This window comes from Dryocola clanedunensis subsp. sulfonylureivorans (assembly GCF_016756775.1).
GTDB lineage: Bacteria > Pseudomonadota > Gammaproteobacteria > Enterobacterales > Enterobacteriaceae > Dryocola > Dryocola clanedunensis.
In genome coordinates this window covers 227,595-249,042 of sequence record NZ_JAERMU010000005.1, presented here as the reverse complement: position 1 = coordinate 249,042, position 21,448 = coordinate 227,595, and the positions used below count along the sequence as shown (strand labels likewise).

19 protein-coding genes are annotated in these 21,448 nt (G+C 49.3%); 4 read left to right on the top strand and 15 right to left on the bottom strand.

The genetic code is table 11. From position 1 onward, the window contains the following. Positions 1-6: 6 nt before the first annotated feature. The 5 genes from artM to HYQ67_RS07105 all read right to left on the bottom strand — a co-directional run bounded on the left by artM (position 7) and on the right by HYQ67_RS07105 (position 3,634). Positions 7-675 carry an arginine ABC transporter permease ArtM gene (artM, locus tag HYQ67_RS07125; protein ID WP_202302782.1) on the bottom strand — a complete coding sequence of 223 codons (669 nt, stop codon included), beginning with the start codon at positions 673-675 and terminating at the stop codon, positions 7-9. Further along, positions 675-1,391, bottom strand: coding sequence for an arginine ABC transporter permease ArtQ (gene artQ, locus HYQ67_RS07120; protein ID WP_202302780.1), 717 nt, complete (start codon positions 1,389-1,391; stop codon positions 675-677). The genes artM and artQ overlap by 1 nt, the downstream gene beginning before the upstream one ends. A 9-nt stretch (positions 1,392-1,400) precedes the next feature. Further along, positions 1,401-2,132 (bottom strand): arginine ABC transporter substrate-binding protein ArtI, encoded by a 732-nt coding sequence (gene artI / locus HYQ67_RS07115; RefSeq protein WP_202302778.1) that lies wholly within the window; start codon positions 2,130-2,132, stop codon positions 1,401-1,403. Positions 2,133-2,152: 20 nt separating this feature from the next. Beyond that, positions 2,153-2,881, bottom strand: coding sequence for an arginine ABC transporter ATP-binding protein ArtP (gene artP / locus HYQ67_RS07110; protein ID WP_202302776.1), 729 nt, complete (start codon positions 2,879-2,881; stop codon positions 2,153-2,155). Between the two features lie 228 nt (positions 2,882-3,109). Further along, positions 3,110-3,634, bottom strand: a complete 525-nt coding sequence (locus HYQ67_RS07105) for a lipoprotein (protein WP_202302774.1) — start codon at positions 3,632-3,634, stop codon at positions 3,110-3,112. A 107-nt stretch (positions 3,635-3,741) separates the two neighbouring features. On the opposite strand from HYQ67_RS07105, the gene HYQ67_RS07100 reads away from it, so the two are divergent. Both HYQ67_RS07100 and HYQ67_RS07095 read left to right on the top strand, forming a co-directional pair. After that, positions 3,742-4,062 (top strand): heavy metal-binding domain-containing protein, encoded by a 321-nt coding sequence (locus HYQ67_RS07100; RefSeq protein WP_202302772.1) that lies wholly within the window; start codon positions 3,742-3,744, stop codon positions 4,060-4,062. After that, complete coding sequence (locus HYQ67_RS07095) at positions 4,062-4,907, top strand: N-acetylmuramoyl-L-alanine amidase (protein ID WP_202302770.1); 846 nt, start codon at positions 4,062-4,064, stop codon at positions 4,905-4,907. Before HYQ67_RS07100 ends, HYQ67_RS07095 begins: the two co-directional genes overlap by 1 nt. 2 nt (positions 4,908-4,909) lie before the next feature. Here the strand turns inward: HYQ67_RS07095 and HYQ67_RS07090 are convergent, their stop codons facing one another. From HYQ67_RS07090 to ltaE, 3 genes are all read right to left on the bottom strand, one after another. After that, positions 4,910-5,926 (bottom strand): NAD-dependent epimerase/dehydratase family protein, encoded by a 1,017-nt coding sequence (locus HYQ67_RS07090; RefSeq protein ID WP_202302840.1) that lies wholly within the window; start codon positions 5,924-5,926, stop codon positions 4,910-4,912. A gap of 99 nt (positions 5,927-6,025) precedes the next feature. After that, positions 6,026-7,477 carry an SDR family oxidoreductase gene (locus tag HYQ67_RS07085; RefSeq protein WP_202302839.1) on the bottom strand — a complete coding sequence of 484 codons (1,452 nt, stop codon included), beginning with the start codon at positions 7,475-7,477 and terminating at the stop codon, positions 6,026-6,028. A gap of 17 nt (positions 7,478-7,494) precedes the next feature. Continuing rightward, positions 7,495-8,496, bottom strand: a complete 1,002-nt coding sequence (gene ltaE, locus HYQ67_RS07080) for a low-specificity L-threonine aldolase (protein WP_202302768.1) — start codon at positions 8,494-8,496, stop codon at positions 7,495-7,497. A gap of 577 nt (positions 8,497-9,073) precedes the next feature. On the opposite strand from ltaE, the gene HYQ67_RS07075 reads away from it, so the two are divergent. Next, entirely contained in the window at positions 9,074-9,670 is a 597-nt protein-coding gene (locus HYQ67_RS07075; RefSeq protein WP_202302766.1) for a helix-turn-helix transcriptional regulator, read from the top strand. 77 nt (positions 9,671-9,747) lie between these two features. Here the strand turns inward: HYQ67_RS07075 and HYQ67_RS07070 are convergent, their stop codons facing one another. Genes HYQ67_RS07070 through tssF form a run of 7 tightly spaced genes read right to left on the bottom strand, consistent with a single transcriptional unit; the run spans position 9,748 to position 18,347 of the window. Further along, on the bottom strand, positions 9,748-10,227 hold the full coding sequence (locus tag HYQ67_RS07070) for a DcrB-related protein (protein ID WP_202302764.1): 480 nt from the start codon (positions 10,225-10,227) through the stop codon (positions 9,748-9,750). Positions 10,228-10,237: 10 nt separating this feature from the next. Continuing rightward, positions 10,238-11,998: an OmpA family protein gene (locus tag HYQ67_RS07065; protein ID WP_202302762.1), complete on the bottom strand. Its 1,761-nt coding sequence runs from the start codon at positions 11,996-11,998 to the stop codon at positions 10,238-10,240. Continuing rightward, entirely contained in the window at positions 11,992-13,329 is a 1,338-nt protein-coding gene (locus HYQ67_RS07060; protein WP_202302760.1) for a GlcNAc-transferase family protein, read from the bottom strand. The genes HYQ67_RS07065 and HYQ67_RS07060 overlap by 7 nt, the downstream gene beginning before the upstream one ends. Positions 13,330-13,356: 27 nt before the next feature. Continuing rightward, a complete protein-coding gene (locus HYQ67_RS07055) occupies positions 13,357-14,355 on the bottom strand; it encodes a fimbrial protein (protein ID WP_202302758.1) in 999 nt (332 codons plus the stop codon). A gap of 2 nt (positions 14,356-14,357) precedes the next feature. Beyond that, positions 14,358-15,416 (bottom strand): type VI secretion system protein TssA, encoded by a 1,059-nt coding sequence (gene tssA, locus HYQ67_RS07050; RefSeq protein WP_431355430.1) that lies wholly within the window; start codon positions 15,414-15,416, stop codon positions 14,358-14,360. A 28-nt stretch (positions 15,417-15,444) separates the two neighbouring features. Next, a complete protein-coding gene (tssG, locus tag HYQ67_RS07045) occupies positions 15,445-16,467 on the bottom strand; it encodes a type VI secretion system baseplate subunit TssG (protein ID WP_202302754.1) in 1,023 nt (340 codons plus the stop codon). Next, the gene (gene tssF, locus HYQ67_RS07040; RefSeq protein WP_202302752.1) at positions 16,467-18,347 is read right to left on the bottom strand and encodes a type VI secretion system baseplate subunit TssF; all 1,881 of its coding nucleotides are present in this window, start codon (positions 18,345-18,347) and stop codon (positions 16,467-16,469) included. The genes tssG and tssF overlap by 1 nt, the downstream gene beginning before the upstream one ends. Positions 18,348-18,786: 439 nt before the next feature. Between tssF and tssH the strand changes: the two genes are divergently transcribed. Continuing rightward, the gene (gene tssH, locus HYQ67_RS07035; RefSeq protein ID WP_202302750.1) at positions 18,787-21,429 is read left to right on the top strand and encodes a type VI secretion system ATPase TssH; all 2,643 of its coding nucleotides are present in this window, start codon (positions 18,787-18,789) and stop codon (positions 21,427-21,429) included. Positions 21,430-21,448: the final 19 nt, after the last annotated feature.

Sequence of the window (21,448 nt, the reverse complement as noted above, 5' to 3'; positions counted from 1 at the left end):
CGCTGATTAATTACGGCGTTCAAACGCCAGCGCCCGGCGTTCTATCAGCCGCATCAGCAGCGTCAGAATACCGTTGACCACCAGATAGACCAGCCCCGCTGCGCCAAACACCATGACGTCGTAGGTACGGCCATACAGCAGCTGGCCGTAGCCCATCACTTCCATCAGCGTAATGGTGTAGGCCAGAGAGGTACTTTTGAACACCAGCACCACTTCGTTAGAGTAGGAGGAGAGGGCGCGCTTAAATGCATAAGGCAGCAAAATCGCCAGCGTGTCTTTCTTGCTCATCCCCAGCGCGCCGCAGGACTGCCACTGGCCTTCCGGGATGGCGCGAATCGCACCATAGAACAGCTGCGTAGTGTAGGCGGCGCTGTTCAGCGACAGGGCTATCAGCGCGCACAGCCACGGCTCGGAGAGCAGGTGCCACAGCGCCGGGTAGTTCTGAATCGAAGGGAACTGGCCCGGCCCGTAGTAAATCAGGAAAATCTGCACCAGCAGCGGCGTGCCGGTGAACAGCGTGATATACGCACGGACGATGTACACCAGCACCGGCGTTTTCAGCGTCAGGATGATGGTGAAAATCAGCGCCAGAATCAGCGCCACCACGATGGAGGCAGCGGTCAGCGTCAGGCTGGTGTGCAGCCCTTTCATCAGCTCCGGTAAATACTCAAGCATCAGCCCGGCCTCCTTTCAAAGCGAGTGGCGCGCAGATCGATACGCTTAAGGATGTACTGGCTGAGCAGGGTAATCACCAGGTAGATAGCGGCGGCAATCACGTACCAGGTAAACGGCTCCTGGGTACGGGTCGCAATACTTTTGGTTTGCAGCATCAGGTCGTTCACGCTGATGAGGCTGACCAGCGCGGTATCCTTCAGCAGCACCAGCCACTGGTTTCCCAGGCCGGGGAGCGCGTGACGCCACATCTGCGGCATCACCAGGCGGAAGAAGATAGCGACTTTCGACAGCCCCAGCGCCTGGCCGGATTCCCACTGCCCGACGGGCACCGCTTTTAACGCGCCGCGCAGCGTCTGCGAAGCGTAGGCGGAATAGAGCAGGGAGAGGGCGATAACGCCACACAGGAACGGGCTGACGTCGAAGTTCTCGATCTGCATCTGAACGGGAATTTCGGCAAACCCAAGGTTCAGGGTAAAGCCGTCCGACAGGGTCAGCAGCAGCTGAGAAGAGCCGAAGTAGATAAAGAGGACGACCAGAATTTCAGGCAGCCCGCGCAGCACGGTGACCAGCGCGGAGCCGACCCATGCTACGGGACGCCAGCTGGCGGACTCCCAGACGGCAAAGATCATCGCCAGCGCAAGGCCGATGACCAGTGCACAAACGGCAAGGCCGACGGTCATCCCGGCGGCGCTTGCTAATGGAAAAATTTCGTTCATTCAGGCGGCTTACTTCTGGAACCATTTTTTGTAGATGGTCTCGTAAGTCCCATCTTGTTTCACTTTGGCCAGCGCAGTGTTGAACTTCGCCTGCAGGTCAGTGTTGCCCTGACGAACCGCGATGCCCAGACCGGTGCCGAAGTAGCCCTTATCCGTCACTTTGTCACCAATAGGTGCCAGTTTCGGCTCGGCTTTCAGCCATTCAGTCACTACTGCTGTGTCGCCGAATACCGCATCGATACGCCCATTTTGCAGATCCAGCTTCGCGTTCTGGTAGCTGTCGTAAGGGACGGTGGTGATTTCCGGATGTTTATCCATGATGAACTTCTGATGCGTGGTGCCGTTCTGCACGCCAACTTTCTTGCCTTTCAGGGCGGCGATATCGGCAACTTTGCCTTTCTGGCCCACGAAGAGCGCGGAGTTGTCATAGTACGGGCTGCTGAACAGCACCTGCTTTTCACGCTCAGGCGTGATATCCATACCGGCCATGACCGCGTCGATACGGCGGAATTTCAGGCTTGGGATCAGGCTGTCAAAAGACTGGTTAGAGAAGGTGCAGGTCGCCTCCATCTCTTTACACAGGGCGTTAGCCAGATCGACATCGAAACCAACGATTTTGTTGCTGGCGTCCATGGATTCAAACGGAGGATAAGAGGCTTCGGTGGCAAAACGAATGGTTTGCGCCGCCGTGGCGCTCAGGCTCAAACCGGCAAGCAATGTGGCAAGCAGAACTTTTTTCATTGTCATTTTCCCGTTCAATATCAGTGTGATAAATAGAATTTAAACGCTTCGGTCTGCGGATTAGCAAAGCAGCTCGCGTCGCCCTGCTCCACAATATGGCCATTTTCCATATACACCACGCGGCTGGCGGTTTTACGCGCCACTTCCACTTCGTGCGTAACAATGACCTGAGTAATGTTGGTTTCTGCCAGTTCGCGAATGATGCTGACGATCTGCGCGGTGATCTCGGGATCGAGCGCGGCGGTTGGCTCATCAAACAGCAGGATCTGCGGCTCCATCATCAGCGCACGGGCAATCGCCACGCGCTGCTGTTGACCACCGGACAGGTGCAGCGGGTAGCGATCCATATACGGTTTCAGGCGCAGGCGTTCGAGAAGCTTATCGGCACGGGCGCGCGCCCGATCTTTACTTAACCCCAGCACGCGGCAGGGCGCTTCGATCAGGTTCTGCACCACGGTCAGGTGCGGCCACAGGTTGTACTGCTGGAACACCATGCCGACGTTCTGACGCAGTTCGCGAATCGCCTTATCGCCGGGCGCTTTCACGAAGTCGAAATGATTACCCGCAATGTTGAGCTGGCCGGATTTCGGCATCTCAAGCAGGTTAAGTACGCGCAGCAGCGAGCTTTTGCCCGCTCCGCTTGGCCCAAGCAGCACCAGCGTTTCGCCATGCGGGCACTCAAGGGTGATATCAAACAGCGCCTGATGCGCGCCGTAAAAGCAGTTTATGCCGTTTAGTTGAATGCTCATTCGTTGCGGGTTACATAGCAATTGAGGCCGCAAAGATTACCTTTAACAGAATAGTTATGCAATCTTTGTGCGTGAAAACTTAAAAACAACCGGGATCTACACTTAAAAGTAGCACAAAATAGCGGGGCGCGATGGGGGTAAGAATAAATGTCGGCGTTATGCATAAACTCCAGACTATTTATAGGGGTTATGAATTTAACCCCTTTTTTGGATGCGGTGGAGCGTCGATCAGTTGGTTTCAATGGCCTGGCGGAGGGTGCCGGAAGGCGCATGGCTGTTGTTGCCCAGATAACGCACGTCGTCCACGGCCCAGCACTGGCCTTCGCGGATCATCAGCACTTCATCCTGCCAGTTAACGCTACCTTTGCTCAGGTTCACGCGCAGCGGAATGTTGCGTGCATCGGTGTTCGGAATGGTGGAGGCAGAAGCGACGTCAGCCGTGTCTGCACCATCAGCACTGCTGGAGAAGATATTCCCGCGCATAAAGGTATTCTGTGCATTCGGGGAGGCGCTGGCTTTCTGTAAGTCCTGAGCCAGCGAGTCGCTGAGATAAGGACGCAGGCCGGTCAGCGCGCTGGTGCCCTGTGATTTGTGCGTAATCTGGTAGTCATAAAACTTCTGCGCGACGCTGTCCGGGCCGCCATCAATGCAAGCGCCGCTGCGGGTGCCGATGTCTTTATAAGCAGGCGTCACTGTTGTACAGGCCGAGAGAAGTACGGCGCACGGAAGAAGAAGCAAAACTGAGCTGCGCATTTTATTTCCTTATTTTTAGCTGGAGGACTACCTTAGCATAGCGTATCGCTGTCAAAATGCGTGACAGACCGTGCGCTAAGATATTGATCCAAAGAGAGGAGAAGCTAATGCAATTTACCACAACCCCAACGCTTGAAGGGCAAAGCATCACACAATATTGTGGCGTCGTAACAGGTGAGGCTATCCTGGGGGCCAATATTTTCAGAGATTTCTTTGCGGGCGTGCGCGATATCGTGGGTGGCCGCTCTGGTGCTTACGAGAAAGAGCTACGTAAAGCTCGTGAAATTGCCTTCCGGGAGTTGCAGGAACAGGCCGAAAGTCTGGGAGCAAATGCTGTGGTGGGTATTGATATCGATTACGAAACAGTAGGCAAAGACAGCAGCATGCTGATGGTCAGTATTACCGGTACAGCAGTGAAGACCCGCTGATGAAAAGCCGGATTGCCGCGCTTCTGGTTGCCTTCTTACTGGCGGGCTGCGCCAGTGAGAAGGACAGCGTCGAAAAGGTCATCGTCGATAAGGGCAGCTATAAAATCGACGCCAGCCGCCGGGCGCAGGCGGCTTACCCGCGCGTAAAAGTGTTAGTCATTCATTATACCGCCGATGATTTCCAGAGTTCATTGAGCACGCTTACCGATGCCAATGTCAGTTCGCACTATCTGATTCCCGACACGCCTCCGCTGTCCGGCGGCAAGCCGGTTATCTGGCAGTTAGTGCCTGAAAGCGAGCTGGCCTGGCATGCAGGCGTCAGCTTCTGGCGGGGGGCCACCCGCATCAACGATACCTCTATTGGTATTGAGCTGGAAAACACGGGTTTTACGCGCCACGGCAGGGTAAAACAGTTTTACCCGTTTAACGCCCCGCAGATCGAGGTGCTGGAAAAACTGGCGAAAGACATTATCGCGCGCTATCACATCGCCCCGCAGAACGTGGTGGCGCATGGGGATATCGCTCCCCAGCGTAAGGTTGATCCCGGCCCGCTCTTCCCCTGGCAGCAGCTGGCGGAAAAGGGTATCGGCGCCTGGCCGGACGCAGCACGCGTAGCGTTTTATCTTAACGGGCGCGATCCGTATTCGGCGGTGGACACGGCAAGCCTGCTGGATTTACTGTCACGCTATGGTTATCAGGTGAACAGAGGGATGACGAAGGCAGAGCAGCGTAGAGTGATTAGCGCCTTCCAGATGCACTTCCGCCCGGCGCTGTATAACGGCGTGGCGGATGCGCAAAGTCAGGCGATTGCCGAGGCACTGCTGGAGAAATACGGACAGGGCTGAGATCAGCCCTTATGACGATGCAGCGTACCGTGGTCTTTCAGCCAAATCGCGGTACGGCGAATACCTTCGTCCAGCGAGACGACTGGCTGGTAGCCCAGCTCGGTTTCAGCGCGCGTTGTATCCAGCGTCAGGTCAAAGTTCAGCTTCGAGACGCCATAGTGCGTCAGCGCAGGTTCGCGCGACTCTTTGTTACCAAACTTTTCCATACCGCGAGCGATGATATCCAGCATCGGATAGGGCACCGAGCGGATGCGACATTTAATATCCAGCTCGTCAATCAGCTTCTGCACAATGGTGCGCAGCGGGCGGGCTTCCATATTGGTGATGTTATAGGCGCGGCCCGACGGGAGCTTATCCTGCTCCGTTGCCAGCCACATCGCGTGAACGGCATTTTCCAGATACGTCATATCAACCATCGCTTCTCCCCCGCGCGGCAGCAGCACGCTCCCGTAGTGGCGCATCATCTGCACCAGGCGCGGGAAAAAGACTTTATCGTGTGGCCCAAACAGGCTTTGCGGACGTAAAATAGTGAAGCGCGTGTGCGGGTTCGACTGGGACAACAGCTGAATAACTTCTTCGCTTGCGGCTTTGCTGCGGGCGAACTCATTGGCGAGACGCACCGGGCGGAAATCTTCACTGATATTACGATGGTGATGATAGTCAAAATAGAGTGACGGGGAGGAAATATGTATGAAGTTACGCACGCCCCAGGCGACGGCCCATTCGCCCAGGCGACGGGTTGCCCGCACGTTCGCCAGGTCGAAGGCTTGTTGGGTTCCCCACGGCGAGGTAAAGCTTGAGCAGTGCCAGAGCGTATCGACATCGGCCAGCATGATTTTGGCCTGCGAGGAGACAAGCTCCGTCAGGTCAGCATGCACAAACTCTGCGCCCATTTTTTGCAGCAGTTTGCCCATGGCCTCATTGCGGCCCGTGGCTCGTACGCTGATGCCTTTGGCACGCAGATATTCGACCGCGTTTCGGCCTAAACCGCTGGTGGCGCCCGTGACCAGTACCTTCATGTCGACCAACTCATTTTGATTGAGATTAACGCTGCGCATTTTTCCGTGAAATGGCAGCGCTTGCAATGAATAAAAGAGTAAGAGTAGTAAGAATAAGAACTAACGAAGAACTTTGCGCGAAGAGTGTTCGGCAAGTTTAGCGATTCGTCGAGCCATACCCTTAAAAATGAACAGGTGAGCCGGGATCATCACCAGCCAGTAAAAAAGCCCGGCGGTGCCGTGTGGATGCCACCATGCGCGCACATCGAGCGTTCGCTTTTCACCTTTATCATTCAGCGTAAAAGTCAGTCTGCCAAGCCCTGGTGCTTTCATGCCAAACAGCAGTGCCAGCTCCTTTTGTGGCTCGACAATAATCACTTTCCAGCTGTCCACCGTGTCACCGACTTCGAGCATCGGGTGAGCGGGGCGGCCTTTCGCGAGCTTATGGCCAATCATCAGATCCATACACGCACGGGTTTTCCAGAGCGCATTGCCAAAGAAATAGCCTTCTTTGCCACCAAGCTGATTCACCACCTCCCAAAGGTCGGCGAGGCTTGCCGTGGTTTCCACCGTGCAACCAGCCTGCTTCGGGAAAAAACCATACTCTGGACGCCAGCGGGCATAGGCCTGGGCATCGTATCCCCAGTCCTGGGAGTTGGCGAGCTTGTGCTCATCGGCAAGCGTTGCGCGTACCGCATCGTCAAATGAGATAAGTTGCTGTGGGATGAGTTCCCGCAATGTGCTGTCGTCGGCCAGCAGGTCGTGTTTTAACCCTTGGATCAGCGCCTTGGCGATCGTAGGCGGCACGGAGGTGATGACATTCAGGAACCAGACGGAAATCCAGCTGGTAGGCAAGGGGACCGGAATCAAGGGGCGATGACGGCCGCTGATCGCCATAAAACGCTCAAACTGGCGCTGGTAACTGAGCACTTCCGGACCGGCGGCCTCAAATAACCTGTTTTCCTGCGAGGGATGCTGTAGCAGCGTGACCAGGTAATAAAGAAGGTTTTCCAGCGCAATAGGGGTTGTACGTGAGCGTACCCAGCGCGGCGGCGTCAGCACTGGAAGGTTGTAAACCATATCGCGCATCACTTCAAAGGCTGCTGAACCAGCGCCTATGATAATTCCTGCGCGCAGTTCGGTTACCGGAACACCTGAATCCCGGAGAATGTCCGCGGTAAGCTGCCGGGCACGCAGATGATCGGAGCTTTGATCCCCATCAGGTGCCTGAAGCGAACTTAAAAAGATGATCTGTTTTACCGGATGTTCTTTTAGCGCATCCCGCAGATTAAGCGCAGCCTGGCGTTCATGTGCGACAAAATCCGGCCCGTCGCCCATGCTGTGAATCAGATAGTAAAGTGTATCTACGTCCGCGAGCAGTTCCGGGAGTTGCTGTGGCCACTGTAAATCCACATGACGGCATTCTACGCCGGGCCACTGCTGCTTCTTAAGCCACTCCACGCGGCGGGCGGCGGCCACGACATGATGCCCGGCTTCAACAAGCTTCGGCACCAGATGTTGACCAATGTACCCGCTCGCACCAAGTACGAGGATATTTTGCGGCTGCGTCATCATCCCTGACTCCCTTTTCAGCGTTGTGCGAAGGCACGCCAGTGGCTAACCACTTCGGCGAGCTGTTCGCGGCTGATATCAATGTGCGTGACAAGACGGGTCACAGGGCCTGCGCTCATCAGCACGCCGCGCTCACGCATAAATTTGCCAAGGCTTTCGGCCTCCTCCGTCGGCACGCGGACAAAGACCATATTGGTATCCTGTCGGCTAACGTCAACGCCGATTTCGCGTAGCTCACCAGCCAGCCAGTGGGCGTTTTCATGGTCTTCTTTCAGTCGCTGGACGTTGTTCTCCAGCGCGTACAGTCCCGCCGCAGCCAGAATACCAGCCTGACGCATACCGCCGCCGACCATTTTACGCCAGCGGATGGCACGTTTGATGTAGTCATGGCTACCGACTAACAGGGAACCCACCGGCGTGCCTAAGCCTTTTGACAGGCAGATGGTGAAGGAGTCGCAATAACGCACGATCTCTTCAAGCGTGCAGCCATACTCCACGACGGCGTTAAAGATACGTGCGCCATCAATATGCAGGGCCAGATTGCGGTTGCGGGTAAATTCCCATGCCTGCTGGAAATACTCACGGGGCAGGACTTTACCGTTATGGGTATTTTCAAGGCTTAACAGCTTTGTGCGGGCAAAGTGGATATCGTCAGGTTTGATTTTAGCGGCGACTTTATCAAGCGGCAGCGTACCATCCTGATTCGCCTCAATAGGCTGAGGCTGAATGCTGCCCAGCACTGCGGCACCGCCGGCCTCATAGAGATAGTTATGGGCCAGCTGGCCAACAATATATTCTTCACCGCGTTCGCAGTGGCTCAGCAGTGCAACAAGGTTAGCCTGCGTGCCAGTCGGTAAAAACAGTGCCGCTTCTTTACCGCTGATTTTTGCGGCGTAGGCCTGCAATTCGTTAACCGTCGGGTCATCACCGTAAACATCATCACCGGTTGGGGCGGACATCATCCGTTCGAGCATTGCTCGGGAAGGGCGGGTTACGGTGTCGCTGCGCAGATCTATCACGGGGGCGTTCCTTCTTTAATAGCCACAATAAACCTCAGTTTTACCGGAACCAGCAGGTTTTCGCCAGCCTGATGTTCTCGCCCTGGCCGCCTCAGAGCCAACAAGCCGTATTCATAAACTTGTTCCGGCGATTAACAATTCAGTAGGATCGTTTGTCAGGACGGTCAGGTAATTTTAGTAATAGTATAGTAATGCTTAAATACAACATTTATTAAGTATAAATTGCGCCCATCTTTGTCGTACGGAGAGAAATATATATCAGCAGTCTTCAGGGTATGTTTTTTTTCGGAATTCGGCGTGGTGTTATTTCTTGATTTTGAGCAATAATAAGTGGATGTTGTCTCTATAACGTAGAGTGCCAGTCTGGCATAGAGAAGAACCTTATACACCAGATGACTTAGAGCATAAGCTGAAGGGTTATGGGGAGTTGTTTCTCGTGTTATTTTATTTATAAAAAACAAAATTGTATTCTTTGAATATGATTGCAAATAATTTAACCGATATCAATAAATATTGATACTACACATTTGCATGTTGTAGAAAATGATGGTCGGCACTTATTTCAGGGAAGAGGTATATGCTAGAAGTAGTCATAAAAACTGATAACACATATTATCACCTGGGGATCAAAGCGCTTTTGCTTGAGCTTGGTGAAAATGTAGTTTACCTGGATACATTTCAGAATTCATCTATGCATACGAGTGAGCACAACCATTCCCGCATAATTTTTAGGGATTTTATGGTGAGCATCATACTTTATAAAAAGCCGACCTTGCAATTACTCAAAAATAATAATGAAAATCGCTTGATTGTTCATATCCCTATGGCTTGTAGAAATAACGATTTTTCAGATGTTAAGAGTAAGATTAAAAAAATATTGTCAATTGCAGTGATGGGTAGTCATTCATCCCGTAGAGATGATCTCTGCCGTTGCGCTGGTATAAAAAAACACCGTCAACTCTCTGTGACTGAAAATAAAATAATGAGACTGATGGGAGAGGGTAATGATACAGGGGATATCGCTGCAATACTCAAAAGATCCCATAGAACAGTGGGAACACACTATCGTAATGCAATAAATAAAATGGGCATGGAAAACAGGCTCGAGTTCTACATGTACGCTACATTCATCGCACGTTACAGCCAACAGAGTGAAATCACATTGTGTCTGTAAGACCGAGAGATTGAGTAAGAGTCCAGTCGATTAACCATTCGATAAGACTCTTATGCTCAAATTTGCTGCTTTATAACCTATTTGCAGTCACCAGGGTTGAAGCTATTTAATACCTGAACGTAGTGCTTACGCTGATATTCTGTAAAATCATTTGTTGCATTAAGAGTGAAAATAATTAACTCAAGTCCTGTTGGATTTTTTTTTACATCAACTGGCAGCTGGATAATAGACTGGACCTGACGTACAGTTTTCCCCTCTTGCAAAAAACGATTCGCAACTTGCGTCACAGATATTTTTGCTGGGCCAATTTTCCTGGTTAATAATTTACCTTCGATCTGAAATCCCGGCTGCTTAAAACGCAATACTTCCATCTGAGATTCACAGTAATTCTTGACGCTCTGCTTTTCTTCAAGTCGGGCCCTGTTGATAATGATATTATATTCATTATTATCAGGATCTCTGAACATGAGAATATTTACTGACCGATCCTGAACAGGCGCAGGAGAAAGAAAGGTTCCTTCATAAAGTGAATAAGCTTGAGTCGGCGTGTTCTTCATGTGAGTGTGACTACCTTTTTTGTTCTGTTGATAAGGGAATGATTTCAACGCGTCTGTTTTTGGCTCTGTTGCGTAGTTGCTTGTTGCTGACTACAGGGTTGGTTTCCCCTGCACCAAGAGCGGTAAAGTGCTCTTCAGGCAATGCCATGTGATTGATAAGCCAGGTGCGAACAGCTTGAGCACGTTGTTGGGATAATTTAAGATTTTGCTGAGTATTTCCTGCATTGTCGGAATAACCTAAAAGAAGAAAATAGTTCTCAGGGCTTTGCTCTAGTTTAGGCAAATATGACCGTAATTGTTGTTCCTGCGCAGGCGTTAGCTTTGAAATACCTGATGGGAAATTATCAATTGTCAGGGTTTTAAGATCCGGGGCAGCTTGCGAGCCAAAGAGATACTTGAATCCCTCCAGGTCAGGCAGGTAATTGTTATGAAGCTTTTTATCGACGAGCAGAGATGCGATCACTATCAGACCTATTGCACCCGCTAATGTCAAAAGGCGCCATTTTTTAGTGCGTATATTGAAGGTTTTCGCATTTCTGATATTTGCCTGAGCCGGGATCCCGATAGTTTTAATTATCGGTAAAGTGGGAAGAACCAGTTGCGATGAAAGCCCGGGTAGCACGCCATATTTTTCTTCCAGCCAACGGGACCATGCGCCGTGACGAGAAAATCCACAGCAATGATCTGAGAGCATGACGCCGCTTAGTTTTAGCGGAAGTAGGGTAAACATTTGCTGAAATGTCTTGGTTAATCCAGTTTCGTCGAGCCACTCACAGAATACTTCCGTCATAGCTGTTCGCTGAGTGGCGAAATAAGAGTGAGCGCTACCGTTCTTAATCAGCTGGTTTTTAAGAATATTAATTTGTTCGGTAAAATTTGTGGTTGATGAGCTCATGACATCATAATCACCAAACCAGAGTGCTCTGTCAGGATCGTGGGCGATGCGTTCTTTGCTGAATCTGCCATAGAATGCAAAAAGTAAGGGTAACGGCTCTGGAAGTTTCAGGCTGCAAAATGAGTTATACCAGCCGGTCAGACGACTGTTCAACATACTGATGTCATCATGGCCATCTGGTAATAATGGGAAAAATGCCATGATTTGAGTTTGTGGATGCTCTGATTTTATTCTTGAGATTTTTATCTGCATCTCATTCGTGTCTGCTGCAAGCAGCCAGACCGTGCCCTGGTCAAAACGCACGGCTGTATGATTCTGAACATCTGAAAACCATTTAATAGCGTAAGGGCCGATAATAAATATCGCCTGGGAAAAAGGGATATTCCTGTGCGTACTAACAGTTTTTGAATCAGCTGCCGGGCCAGAAGCTTTAGGCACCGAATATCTGGCAAGGATTTCTGCAATGCGTTCGTCATTGCCAGTTAGATTCTGCAACATGAACAATAGTTGCACAGCGTAGTGCTGCACTTTATTTCTACTATTATTAATTAATTCACTCAGCTGGTCGATGAGAGACTTGTCTTTATTTTCATGCTCATAACCATAAAAGTGATGCTCAAGCATATATCCTTGCCATGAGTCGAACATACCATTTGCGCTTTTTAAAACACGGCTGTCAATATAAATACAGACAACCTTGCAGAGTTCTTCGACAGAGTCTTGAGCCTGTTTTTCATTGAGCAGGACATGATGAAACTTCTCAATGAGAGCAACCATATTTAACTGGAATTCAGATAATGAAGGTATAATGCCGTCAAAAGAGAGCAGAGTATCAATGCTGACTATTTTATTGAATACGCTTTGGCTTTTCACCATGATTTTTCCACCGTGTCACCCCAACCCTGGGTCTCGAAAAAGGGGCAGACTCTTACAACATGTGGCTTTTGATTTGGCTGAGAATCAAACTTGAGTGAAAGCTTGATAGTGTCATCGCCCTGTTTCTTTAACAGTGCTTCGATCTCATCTTTTTTAAGCGTCTGTTTATTCAGCTGAACGTTTTCCTCGCTGTAGACACCAACGTGCCACCAGGCAATATCTGGTTCCGAATAGGCCAATTCCTCAGCCGTAAAGCTCACGGTCTTTTTATTAGGATGAACCATTTCGTCTAGCCAGCCCTCGGCGAGACAGGCTTGAGGGGAAAAATAGCTGACGAGCTCCTTCCCGGTCACCTCAGGTCTGACAGAGCTGCTTTGAAAAAGTGCGCCAATTGTATTCTCAAAGTCGCGGAAAGTTCTTTTGGTACCATGAGCGTAAGGGCCAAGGTCACAGGGAGGATTTTCTAACCCCAGTACTGTTCTGACGCGGCTTTTTGAAATTTTGTCCCATTCCCACCAGGCCTTTTCAACAATCCCACTTTGCTTTGCTTCATTACTATGGTCGCCCCAAACTTTGCTACTATTCTGACGTTCATAGTAGTGCCATAACAAAATCTTATGTGGGGTATAAACATCGTAACCGTGAGTAAAAGCTCTGGCTGCCATGGCGATCTCTTCACCGGCAAAAAAAATGTTTGGGTCGTTAGGGACATCAACAACATAGCTACCATCAGCAAAGACAAATCCTCCGGCAAGATAGCTGCCGCGCACGGGTGCTTCCGCATTGATGGTAGTGGAGGACAGCATAATTAAGCCATCCTGGGTGAACTCGCGAAAAATTAACCTGTTTGTGAAATATTTTTTACTGTCTTCAACGTCGGGTTCATAACCTGGTGGATATGTTGACAGGATAGGTTTTTCGCTTTGATGACGTAAACTTTCTAACATGGTCACCATTTCAGCGTCCCATTTGTCGACAAAACGACAATGAGAGTCAATTTGCAAAAAATAATCTTCACCTTGATAAAGGCTTTCAGCTAAATGCCTTGCCCAACATGCTCCACGGCTCTGACAATAATGAACGCTTAATACATTTATACGTGCGCCTTGGCAATTAAAGGTATACAGTTCCAGCCCATTGTGGCTGGTTTTTTCCACAAAGGTGATGCCCGGGACGTTGAAAATAGTTTCATCATCGTTGTGCTGCCAGCAAACCGCTATTTTTAACCTGGCGGGTTGATGAGCATTCTCAACCATATCCAGCAAGGTGGGTACCAATTCTGCATCGCGATAACTAGCAATGCTAATAAAAATACTTTGGTCAGTCTTCATGTGAAATTCCGTTTACATAAAGTTGTGTTAATTAAGCTGCATTAATATTTCTGCTCGAGCGGTGAAGTTTCCGCTCGTCGGATGGGTTGTCGAAATCGGGAACAAGACTGCCTTCCAGTGAAAATTGGCGGGATCTCCGCTCATAATATTGCTGATGCTTTCAGTCTGTGAGCCATCGATTTTCACAATTGCACCACTTGCATTCTTGATTTTGATGCCCATACGTTCGCTATTGCCAGCGGCATCATTTACTTTTATATAGCTCCCATCCGCTGAGGGGGTGTTGGTAAAAATAGATGCGCTAGCTGAATAAGTGCCATAGTCTGTGCGGCAGGTCATCGCAAAATTCAGATCGCGCTCAACATTAGTCGTTAATGTCCGCGCTGTAACCGTGTCGAAATCAATGGTTTTCGTATCGTTAAAAACACATGACGGGGTTGAAATAAGTTTCAACATGCCCACTTCTAGTCTTTGCCCGTAGTTGGCTGGACTATCAGCGTTAACCCAGTTATAAGCAATTTCTTCTGCTGGAACGATAATATCGCCAAGTGGATCCTTCAGGCTCAGGCTAGAAGCCGTTTTATATATTTCTATAATAAAATAGCTGCCAGCTGGATAATTAATTGAACCCACTGGGCCGTCATCAGGTCCAAAGTCGATTACTGCTTGAGAGGGGAACTCACCTATCCCACTGCCGTTACTCCAGCGAACTTTTATACCTATGCCGTCAATGTTTGTGGGGTATATTTTTGTTGACGTGTCCTGATTGGTTAAATTTATTACGCTTTTGCCAAATAACCCTCCATTCTCGCAGTAATCGAACCACACAGCACTGGCCTGTCGCGCTGAGTTATAGGTGATTATCGGGTTAGTGGTATCCGCAGGAGCAGTAACATCAACCGCAATCGTGTCTCCAGGAATGACAAAAGTTGCCGGTGGTGCCCCCCTTGCTGACCAGGTGCATTGAGCTTCCGCGTGATTTATCACAACAATAATCAATGCCAGCAGCATTAACCGAATAGACATTTTTACTCTCCCTCCATGGACAGTTGAGCAATCATCTCTGAGGAAATCATTTTTGTTAACGCTGAAAAACTCATACCGGCGGTTTTTTCCGCGAAACTCAGAAGAAGGATAACTGGGCTACTTGGCTCAGTCTTTTCATACCAGGCTCGCACTTCACGCAGCCGTGATAGCGCATCAATGCGTGATTCAATGATGCCCGGATTGTTAGACGGACGGACCGTTGTCTTACCAGGCGGCTGGGGGGCTTCCGCTAATTCTTCTACCCCCTCATTTTCTTGCTCAATCACATGTTCGTCTTCTATGTGCTCGATTTCCGGGGTTTGTTTTGGGACAGCAGCTGGATCCGAAGCGAACAAATTTAAAATGCCTTTAAGGCGGGCGAAGTCGGGAGCGTCTTCACCAAGCGATGTTTCAAGCAGACTTATAATACCTTCAAGCGTCTGCGCTGCCTGCTGCAAAGAGAGGAGGGTGGCATCGGCCCGTTCTTCCCAATGTTGCTTGAGTAAATGGAGGCTGGTTTGAGAAAGTGCCTCTTCGTCTCTGTTTGAAGAGTAAGCTTTCTCGTACTCTTTGACACTTATCTGGAGTCCTGATGCAGAAGGGAGAGACTGACTGCGTATATCGGATAAGAGGCTGTCAATAGCATCCAGTTCTGCAAGAGCATTAGCTCGCATCAGAGGTTCAAACTCTCCCTCATCCATCAATTGTGGATAGAGATCGTCCGGAAATTGCCTCAATAAAGCATCCAGTGCGCTTAGCCCTTCATTCAATGCACTAAGGCCCTTCTGCCGAATCCGACAGCGCATCAGAACAATGACCAGTCTGATGTCTCTGGATTTTTGCAATAGCCCAAGGCATTCTCGCTCAACTTCAACCCAATTTACGGGATCTGCTGCTTCAACAAAGTTACCGTACTCAGCACCTAATTTCGGCTGTAACTTTGACTGCAACATAATAAAAGCGGAATCATACTCAAGATTTATCCCGCAGGGACTTTCCGGTGAAATGGTCTCAAGTAAAAAGTCGTAATACGCTGGCGATGCTGTCATCTCTTCCCTCACATACTGTCCATTTTATTGCCATGTATTTTTATAAATTGTGATGCATTTCTGGTTCAAAGCTCATTCCAGCCATTGCTTCATCTACAGCATGTCGTTCAAGCCAGGTGGCATAGCCAAGTTGATGATTACCATCGAGTGTTGCTATCGGAACTTCATCAGCGGCGAGAATAAGTTTCACATCCCATGCATATTCAAAACCTACAAAGTTCCTCACCCATTCACGCAGTACGGGCAAGTCTTTACCACGCAACCTGAAACGGTTGTATTGCTCAAGCGTTAAGGGGCCAAGTATCAGGCTGAATTTATGTTGCCGGTCCTGGACGGTATCCCCCAGAATGCCGCCGTCACCCAGAGTCAATGAGCTATCTTCATCGCCCAGAATCGACTGCTCGTTCTTCTCCAGAAACACCCACTGGGGAGAAAACTCTTCTATTTGTACCGGGATGGAAAAATAGTAGCGCAGCGCACCTTGTAAACCCTCAGGGTTGCGGGCCTCACGTATGATGTGGGCAGAAGAGGCAAGGCGAGCGTGAATGGGGAGATGTGTACCATCCAGCTTTTTAGGGTCTTGCCCAATCAGACTGCCGATGTAAAACGTGAAATGCTCATCTTCCTGACGGTCGAGCGAAGCGGTATCCTGGGAAACAAACCATGCTCGATAAAGTTGTGTTAAAGCGCGATGATGGAAAATATCTGCAAAATCTGTCAGCGTACGATCGTGCTGCTCTGCACGCATATAAGCCTGTTCGGTCATATGCAATGGCATTGCGCCCTGTGCCCCCCACATGCCAAGGCTAAAAAGCTGAACTTTCAGTTTCCCGTTCTGTTTGCTCAGACTGGCAATCTCACGTGGTGAGAACGTCATGTGTGGACACTGTCCCAGTCGAAAATTTTCCTCAGCCGGCAATTGCGCTTTAGCAAGCGGCGGAAGGTGCGGATTCTTTGCAGAAGTCGCACGCATCAGACTGGTGAATCCAGCTCCCCAAGGGTGTTCTTCGTTGTACCAGACAGAGAGGTCGGCATTGGCTGGTACGTGCTGGGCATTTTTCATTACGCAACGCCTCGTCTTCCTGGCCGGGCCTGCCATTTACCGACCAGTCCGCGTTGAATAGAGTGCAGCTCCATTTCAGTAAATACGTTTATAGCAGCGTGGCGCGCGATATAGTTTTCCATGATCAGACCAAATAAGTAGGGGCTGTTGCCGGAAAAGTTTTCTTCATCAACGGTTAAGTAACAGCGTATACCTCTGCCATAGACTAAAAGACCATTACCAGGCAGACGGCGGATCACTGGCTCACTTTTACAGCCGACAAGGCCATCAATTTGTGCGTTGGATTCTCTGTCAGCGTTATGAATAAATAAACGCAGCATGTCGCGCAGAGCTTCGCCGCCAGGCTGATGTTCCATGTCAGATAGCGGCTGATAGTTAAAGTTGAGCTGACGAATAAGACGCCATGCGGATTCCCCTGTCGCGAAGGGGGGACGAGGCTCGCTGGGCTGACACACAAAAGTTGCACCAAACACAGGTGCGGAGCTTGACATGGTGAGGTCGACATTCCCCTCTTTAACAATCAACCGCGGCAAATCACGATTGGTCACCATTGCCTCAATAGAAAGATAGCGAATATTGTCCGCGTAGGGCGCCTGCATTTGATCAACCAGAGAGATAAACACTTCTGTGCCGGTATAGGAGGTTCGAGTAATGTACTTTCGGGCATTTTTGTCATTGACTCGTGGTCTACGGGTCATTGAGAAATAGCGGCCATAGTTGCCATTATCACTCTGCCTGGTCTGGAACAGCGGATTGAAGGTCACCTCGCTGCTGGTCTCGGCCTGCTGTCCAAATACCCGTTGAATAGAAAATATTTCATAATCCAGCGGGCGGCTACGGTCGGCAACGGCATGGAACTCATTCAATGCCCGGTTGATCTCAATCTTATCCAGCCGTTTAGGGAACAAATTAATGACTGGCGTGCAATAGAGCAAGAATCGGGATGCATTCACGTGACTAATCAGATCTTGAGAAAGTCTGTCGAGCAGAATGACGATTTCTGCTTCGTTAGTGTGGTTGTTCTTAAGTGCACCGGAAAGCTGCGTCAGCGTAAAGAAATAGAATCGCTGTCGGCAGGAGAAATATTCATGCAACAAATTATGTCCATGAAAAATGTTCCACGAAAGTGGCAGCAAGCTCTGACCGGGTTCCAGGCCTTCGAAAGCCAGCGGCTGCTTACTGATGATCGTGTCTTGACGGTTTGATGTATTACCTGACCGAACGATTACAGCAACATGGTGAGCATGAATCAGCTCAAAGATATGCGAAACAATGCGTTCATCACCATTGATATAGACAGGAAGCTTGTCAAGATTGCCTAGTTGTGAAAAGACCAGATCTCCCTGCAGCTTGATTTTAATTCGCAGCGCACCTTTAAGCTTATGCTGTGAAATGCGCTGTTGGTCCATATTGGGTAGATCGGGAGGGACAGAGGTCAGCCTTGCCTCTGTTATTTCCACTGGCCATAACGTGACATCCTGACTGCTACGGAATTCGCAGCGGGTCATCTCACCGGCAGCGATTCGTGAAAAAAAAGCATTATCACGAGAGACAACATAGCCGCCAGTCAAATCGCCTTGCTTGGCATTAGGCTGTATTTGCACCACTCCCATAGAAGGGCCCGGTGAGTTGTAGCCAGGATAAATCACATCCAGCAGTCTTTGCGTGAAATTAGGAAATTCTGCATCCAGCTTTATCTGGGTACGCGCGGACATGAAGCAAAAAGCTTCGATTAACCTTTCGACATAAGGATCGGCTACCTCGATCCCATTGATGCCAAGACGACGTGCAATTTTAGGATGCTGGTCAGCGAATTCACTGGCCATCTCCCTCATAAAGGTAAGTTCTTTGTTGTAATAGTCTAAAAATTGCTGATCCACTTTACTGCCTCAAAGGTGAGATGCCCATTTAGACATAAAACGATACTGTGTGTAGCACGTTTGCTATAGCTGAGATTTAGGGCATTTATTTTTTATATATGCCACAATAAAATAATGTGCTCAATTAAATAAGTAATGGTTTTCTCTGTTTCGGATATTGGCTATTGTTGACTGCTATCGATGTAATATTTAAGTAAAGTGAAAATATCATGTGCTTTATGTTAACAATTTTATTTTTCTTATGAAATTCATTGGGTTGATTTCTTGGTGGTTTTTGAGTGTAAGAGCCGGGACCGAGTAAAAATCTTAAGTTTGTATTCAGGTATACAAAAAGATTTTGGTTTTGTTTTGCAGAGGATTAATCTACCGCGACAAGAGTTTGCCAATGGATGATCTTTAAGATCGTGGCGCAATGAATTGAAAAGGACTTTTAAATACAATGGCTATTACCAGAAAGAACCTATTTAGCAAACTTAATGCTACGCTATTTACAGGCATTGAGAGTGCAACCGCAGTATGTAAACTTCGCGGCAATCCTTACGTTGAACTTATCCATTGGCTGAACCAGCTCTGGCAATCTAACGAAGATAACGACTTCCGTATGATTGTCAGATACTTCGAGGTGGACGCCGATAGCATGGAGCGCGGATTTTCTCAGGCTCTTATGCGTTTGCCGGCCGGTGCCAGCAGTATTCATGACTTCTCCTCTAATATTGAATTAGCTATTGAGCGCGCCTGGATTTACACCAGCCTTGAGTGTTCAGGAGAGTTAATTCGTAGCGGTCATTTGCTCATGGCATTGTTGACAACCATGGAGCTACGCCGTGAGCTGTTTATGCTGGCTCCGGGGCTGGAAAAAATATCCCTTGAGCACCTAAGTAAAGAGTTTGGTTATATTACGCAGGCATCTCCTGAGACCCAGGCGGGTAGTGAATATCGCGATTTAAGCGGTTCTATCCCCGGAGAGGCCAGCAATGCTCTGTCGGTGAAACAAAGCGGCAATCTGGCGCAATATTCTACCGATCTCACTCAGCTTGCACGTGACGGCAAAATCGATCCTGTTCTCGGACGTAACCATGAAATCAGTACCATGGTGGACATCCTGTTACGTCGACGCCAGAACAACCCGCTGCTGACAGGGGAGGCGGGCGTTGGGAAAACCGCCGTTGTTGAAGGCTTAGCACTAGCCATTATTGCCGGTGAAGTTCCTCCTGCACTCCAAAATGTTCGCCTGCTAGCACTTGATATTGTTGCACTCTCTGCAGGTGCCAGCATGAAAGGGGAGTTTGAGGCTCGCCTGAAAGCCGTACTTGAAGAGGCCGTTAATTCTCCTCAGCAGGTCATTCTCTTTATTGATGAAGTTCATACGCTCGTCGGTGCCGGAGGGAATGCGGGAACCGGTGATGCAGCCAATCTACTGAAGCCTATGCTTGCCCGTGGCCAACTTCGCACTATCGGAGCGACGACCTGGAGCGAGTTTAAACGTCATATTGAAAAGGATCCGGCATTAACCCGTCGTTTCCAGGTACTGCAGGTTGATGAGCCGGCAGAAGACAGTGCGATACCTATGCTGCGTGGATTAATCCCCATGCTTGAGAAGCATCATAACGTGTGGATTGTCGATGAGGCCATTCAGGCCGCGGTACGCTTATCCCATCGTTACATTCCTGCACGTCAGCTTCCGGATAAAGCTATCAGTTTGCTTGATACCGCCTGTGCACGAGTCGCTGTGGCGCAACATGCGCCGCCATCTGCATTACAAACGCTAAAGTATCAGATAGAAACCACGCAGACTGAACTGGAGCTGCTGGAGAAGAGTCGTCATTACGGCAAAGAGAGCTTAGAACGAGAAGCCCAGTTACAAGAAAAACAAGCGAGCCTTTCTCAGGAAGCCCAGGTCCTCGAAGACCGCTGGCAGCAAGAAAAAGAGCTGGTTATGTCGCTTATCAAACAGCGTGGTGAATTGTATGAGGCCACTACCAGCGGTGAAAATGTTGATGAATATCGTGCTCAGCTAAATGAGCTGGAATCACAGCTGGGAACCGTTCGCCATGAACAACCTCTGGTGCAAGCTGAAGTTAACGCGGAAGTCATTGCCAGCATTGTCGCGGACTGGACGGGGATCCCTGTAGGGCAAATGCTAAAAGACGACATCAGGATGGTAACGGAGTTACCGGAGCGTCTTGAAGAGCGTGTTATCGGCCAGAAACATGCCCTTAAGCAGATTGGCGAAAGTATTATGACCTCGCGGGCAGGGCTTGCCGATCCACAAAAACCTATCGGTGTATTCATGCTGGTAGGGCCATCCGGTGTGGGTAAAACGGAGACAGCGCTGGCGATAGCAGGACATTTATACGGTGGGGAACAGAACCTGATAATCATCAACATGAGTGAGTACCAGGAAGCGCATACCGTTTCTTCACTCAAGGGTTCTCCTCCAGGCTATGTAGGTTATGGCGAGGGGGGGGTACTGACAGAAGCTGTTCGTCGTAAACCTTACAGCGTGGTACTACTCGACGAAATTGAAAAAGCGCATAAAGATGTCCATGAATTATTCTTCCAGGTCTTTGATAAAGGATGGATGGAAGATGGTGAAGGTCGTCATATCGACTTTAAAAATACAATTATTTTGCTGACAAGTAACGTTGGTAGCGAACTGCTAAGTTCAGTATGTAGTGATCCGCAATCAGCTCCTGAACCACAGACATTGCCAGCGTTATTACAACCAGAGTTACTAAAAGAGTTTCCGGCTGCATTCCTTGGTCGAGTGAGTGTTATTCCTTATTTACCACTGGCAGAGGAGTCGCTCAAATTTATTGTCAGGTTACATCTTGACCGCATAGGCCGACGTATTCAGGAACGCTACGGAGTGCTTCTGGAGTATCACGATGAGGTTGTGGAACACATTGTTAGTCAGTGCCCTGCCACAGAGGTTGGTGCCAGGTTACTCATTCGCTTCATAGAGCAGAATATCATGCCTGATCTGGGTCAGTATTTGATAAAAAATGATGTGGATGGTTTTGTTAAATCAATTTTGCTGCATTGGAATAGCGAAAAAGGATTTGAAATTTCTTTAACATAAAGAGATTTCATTTTAAGAA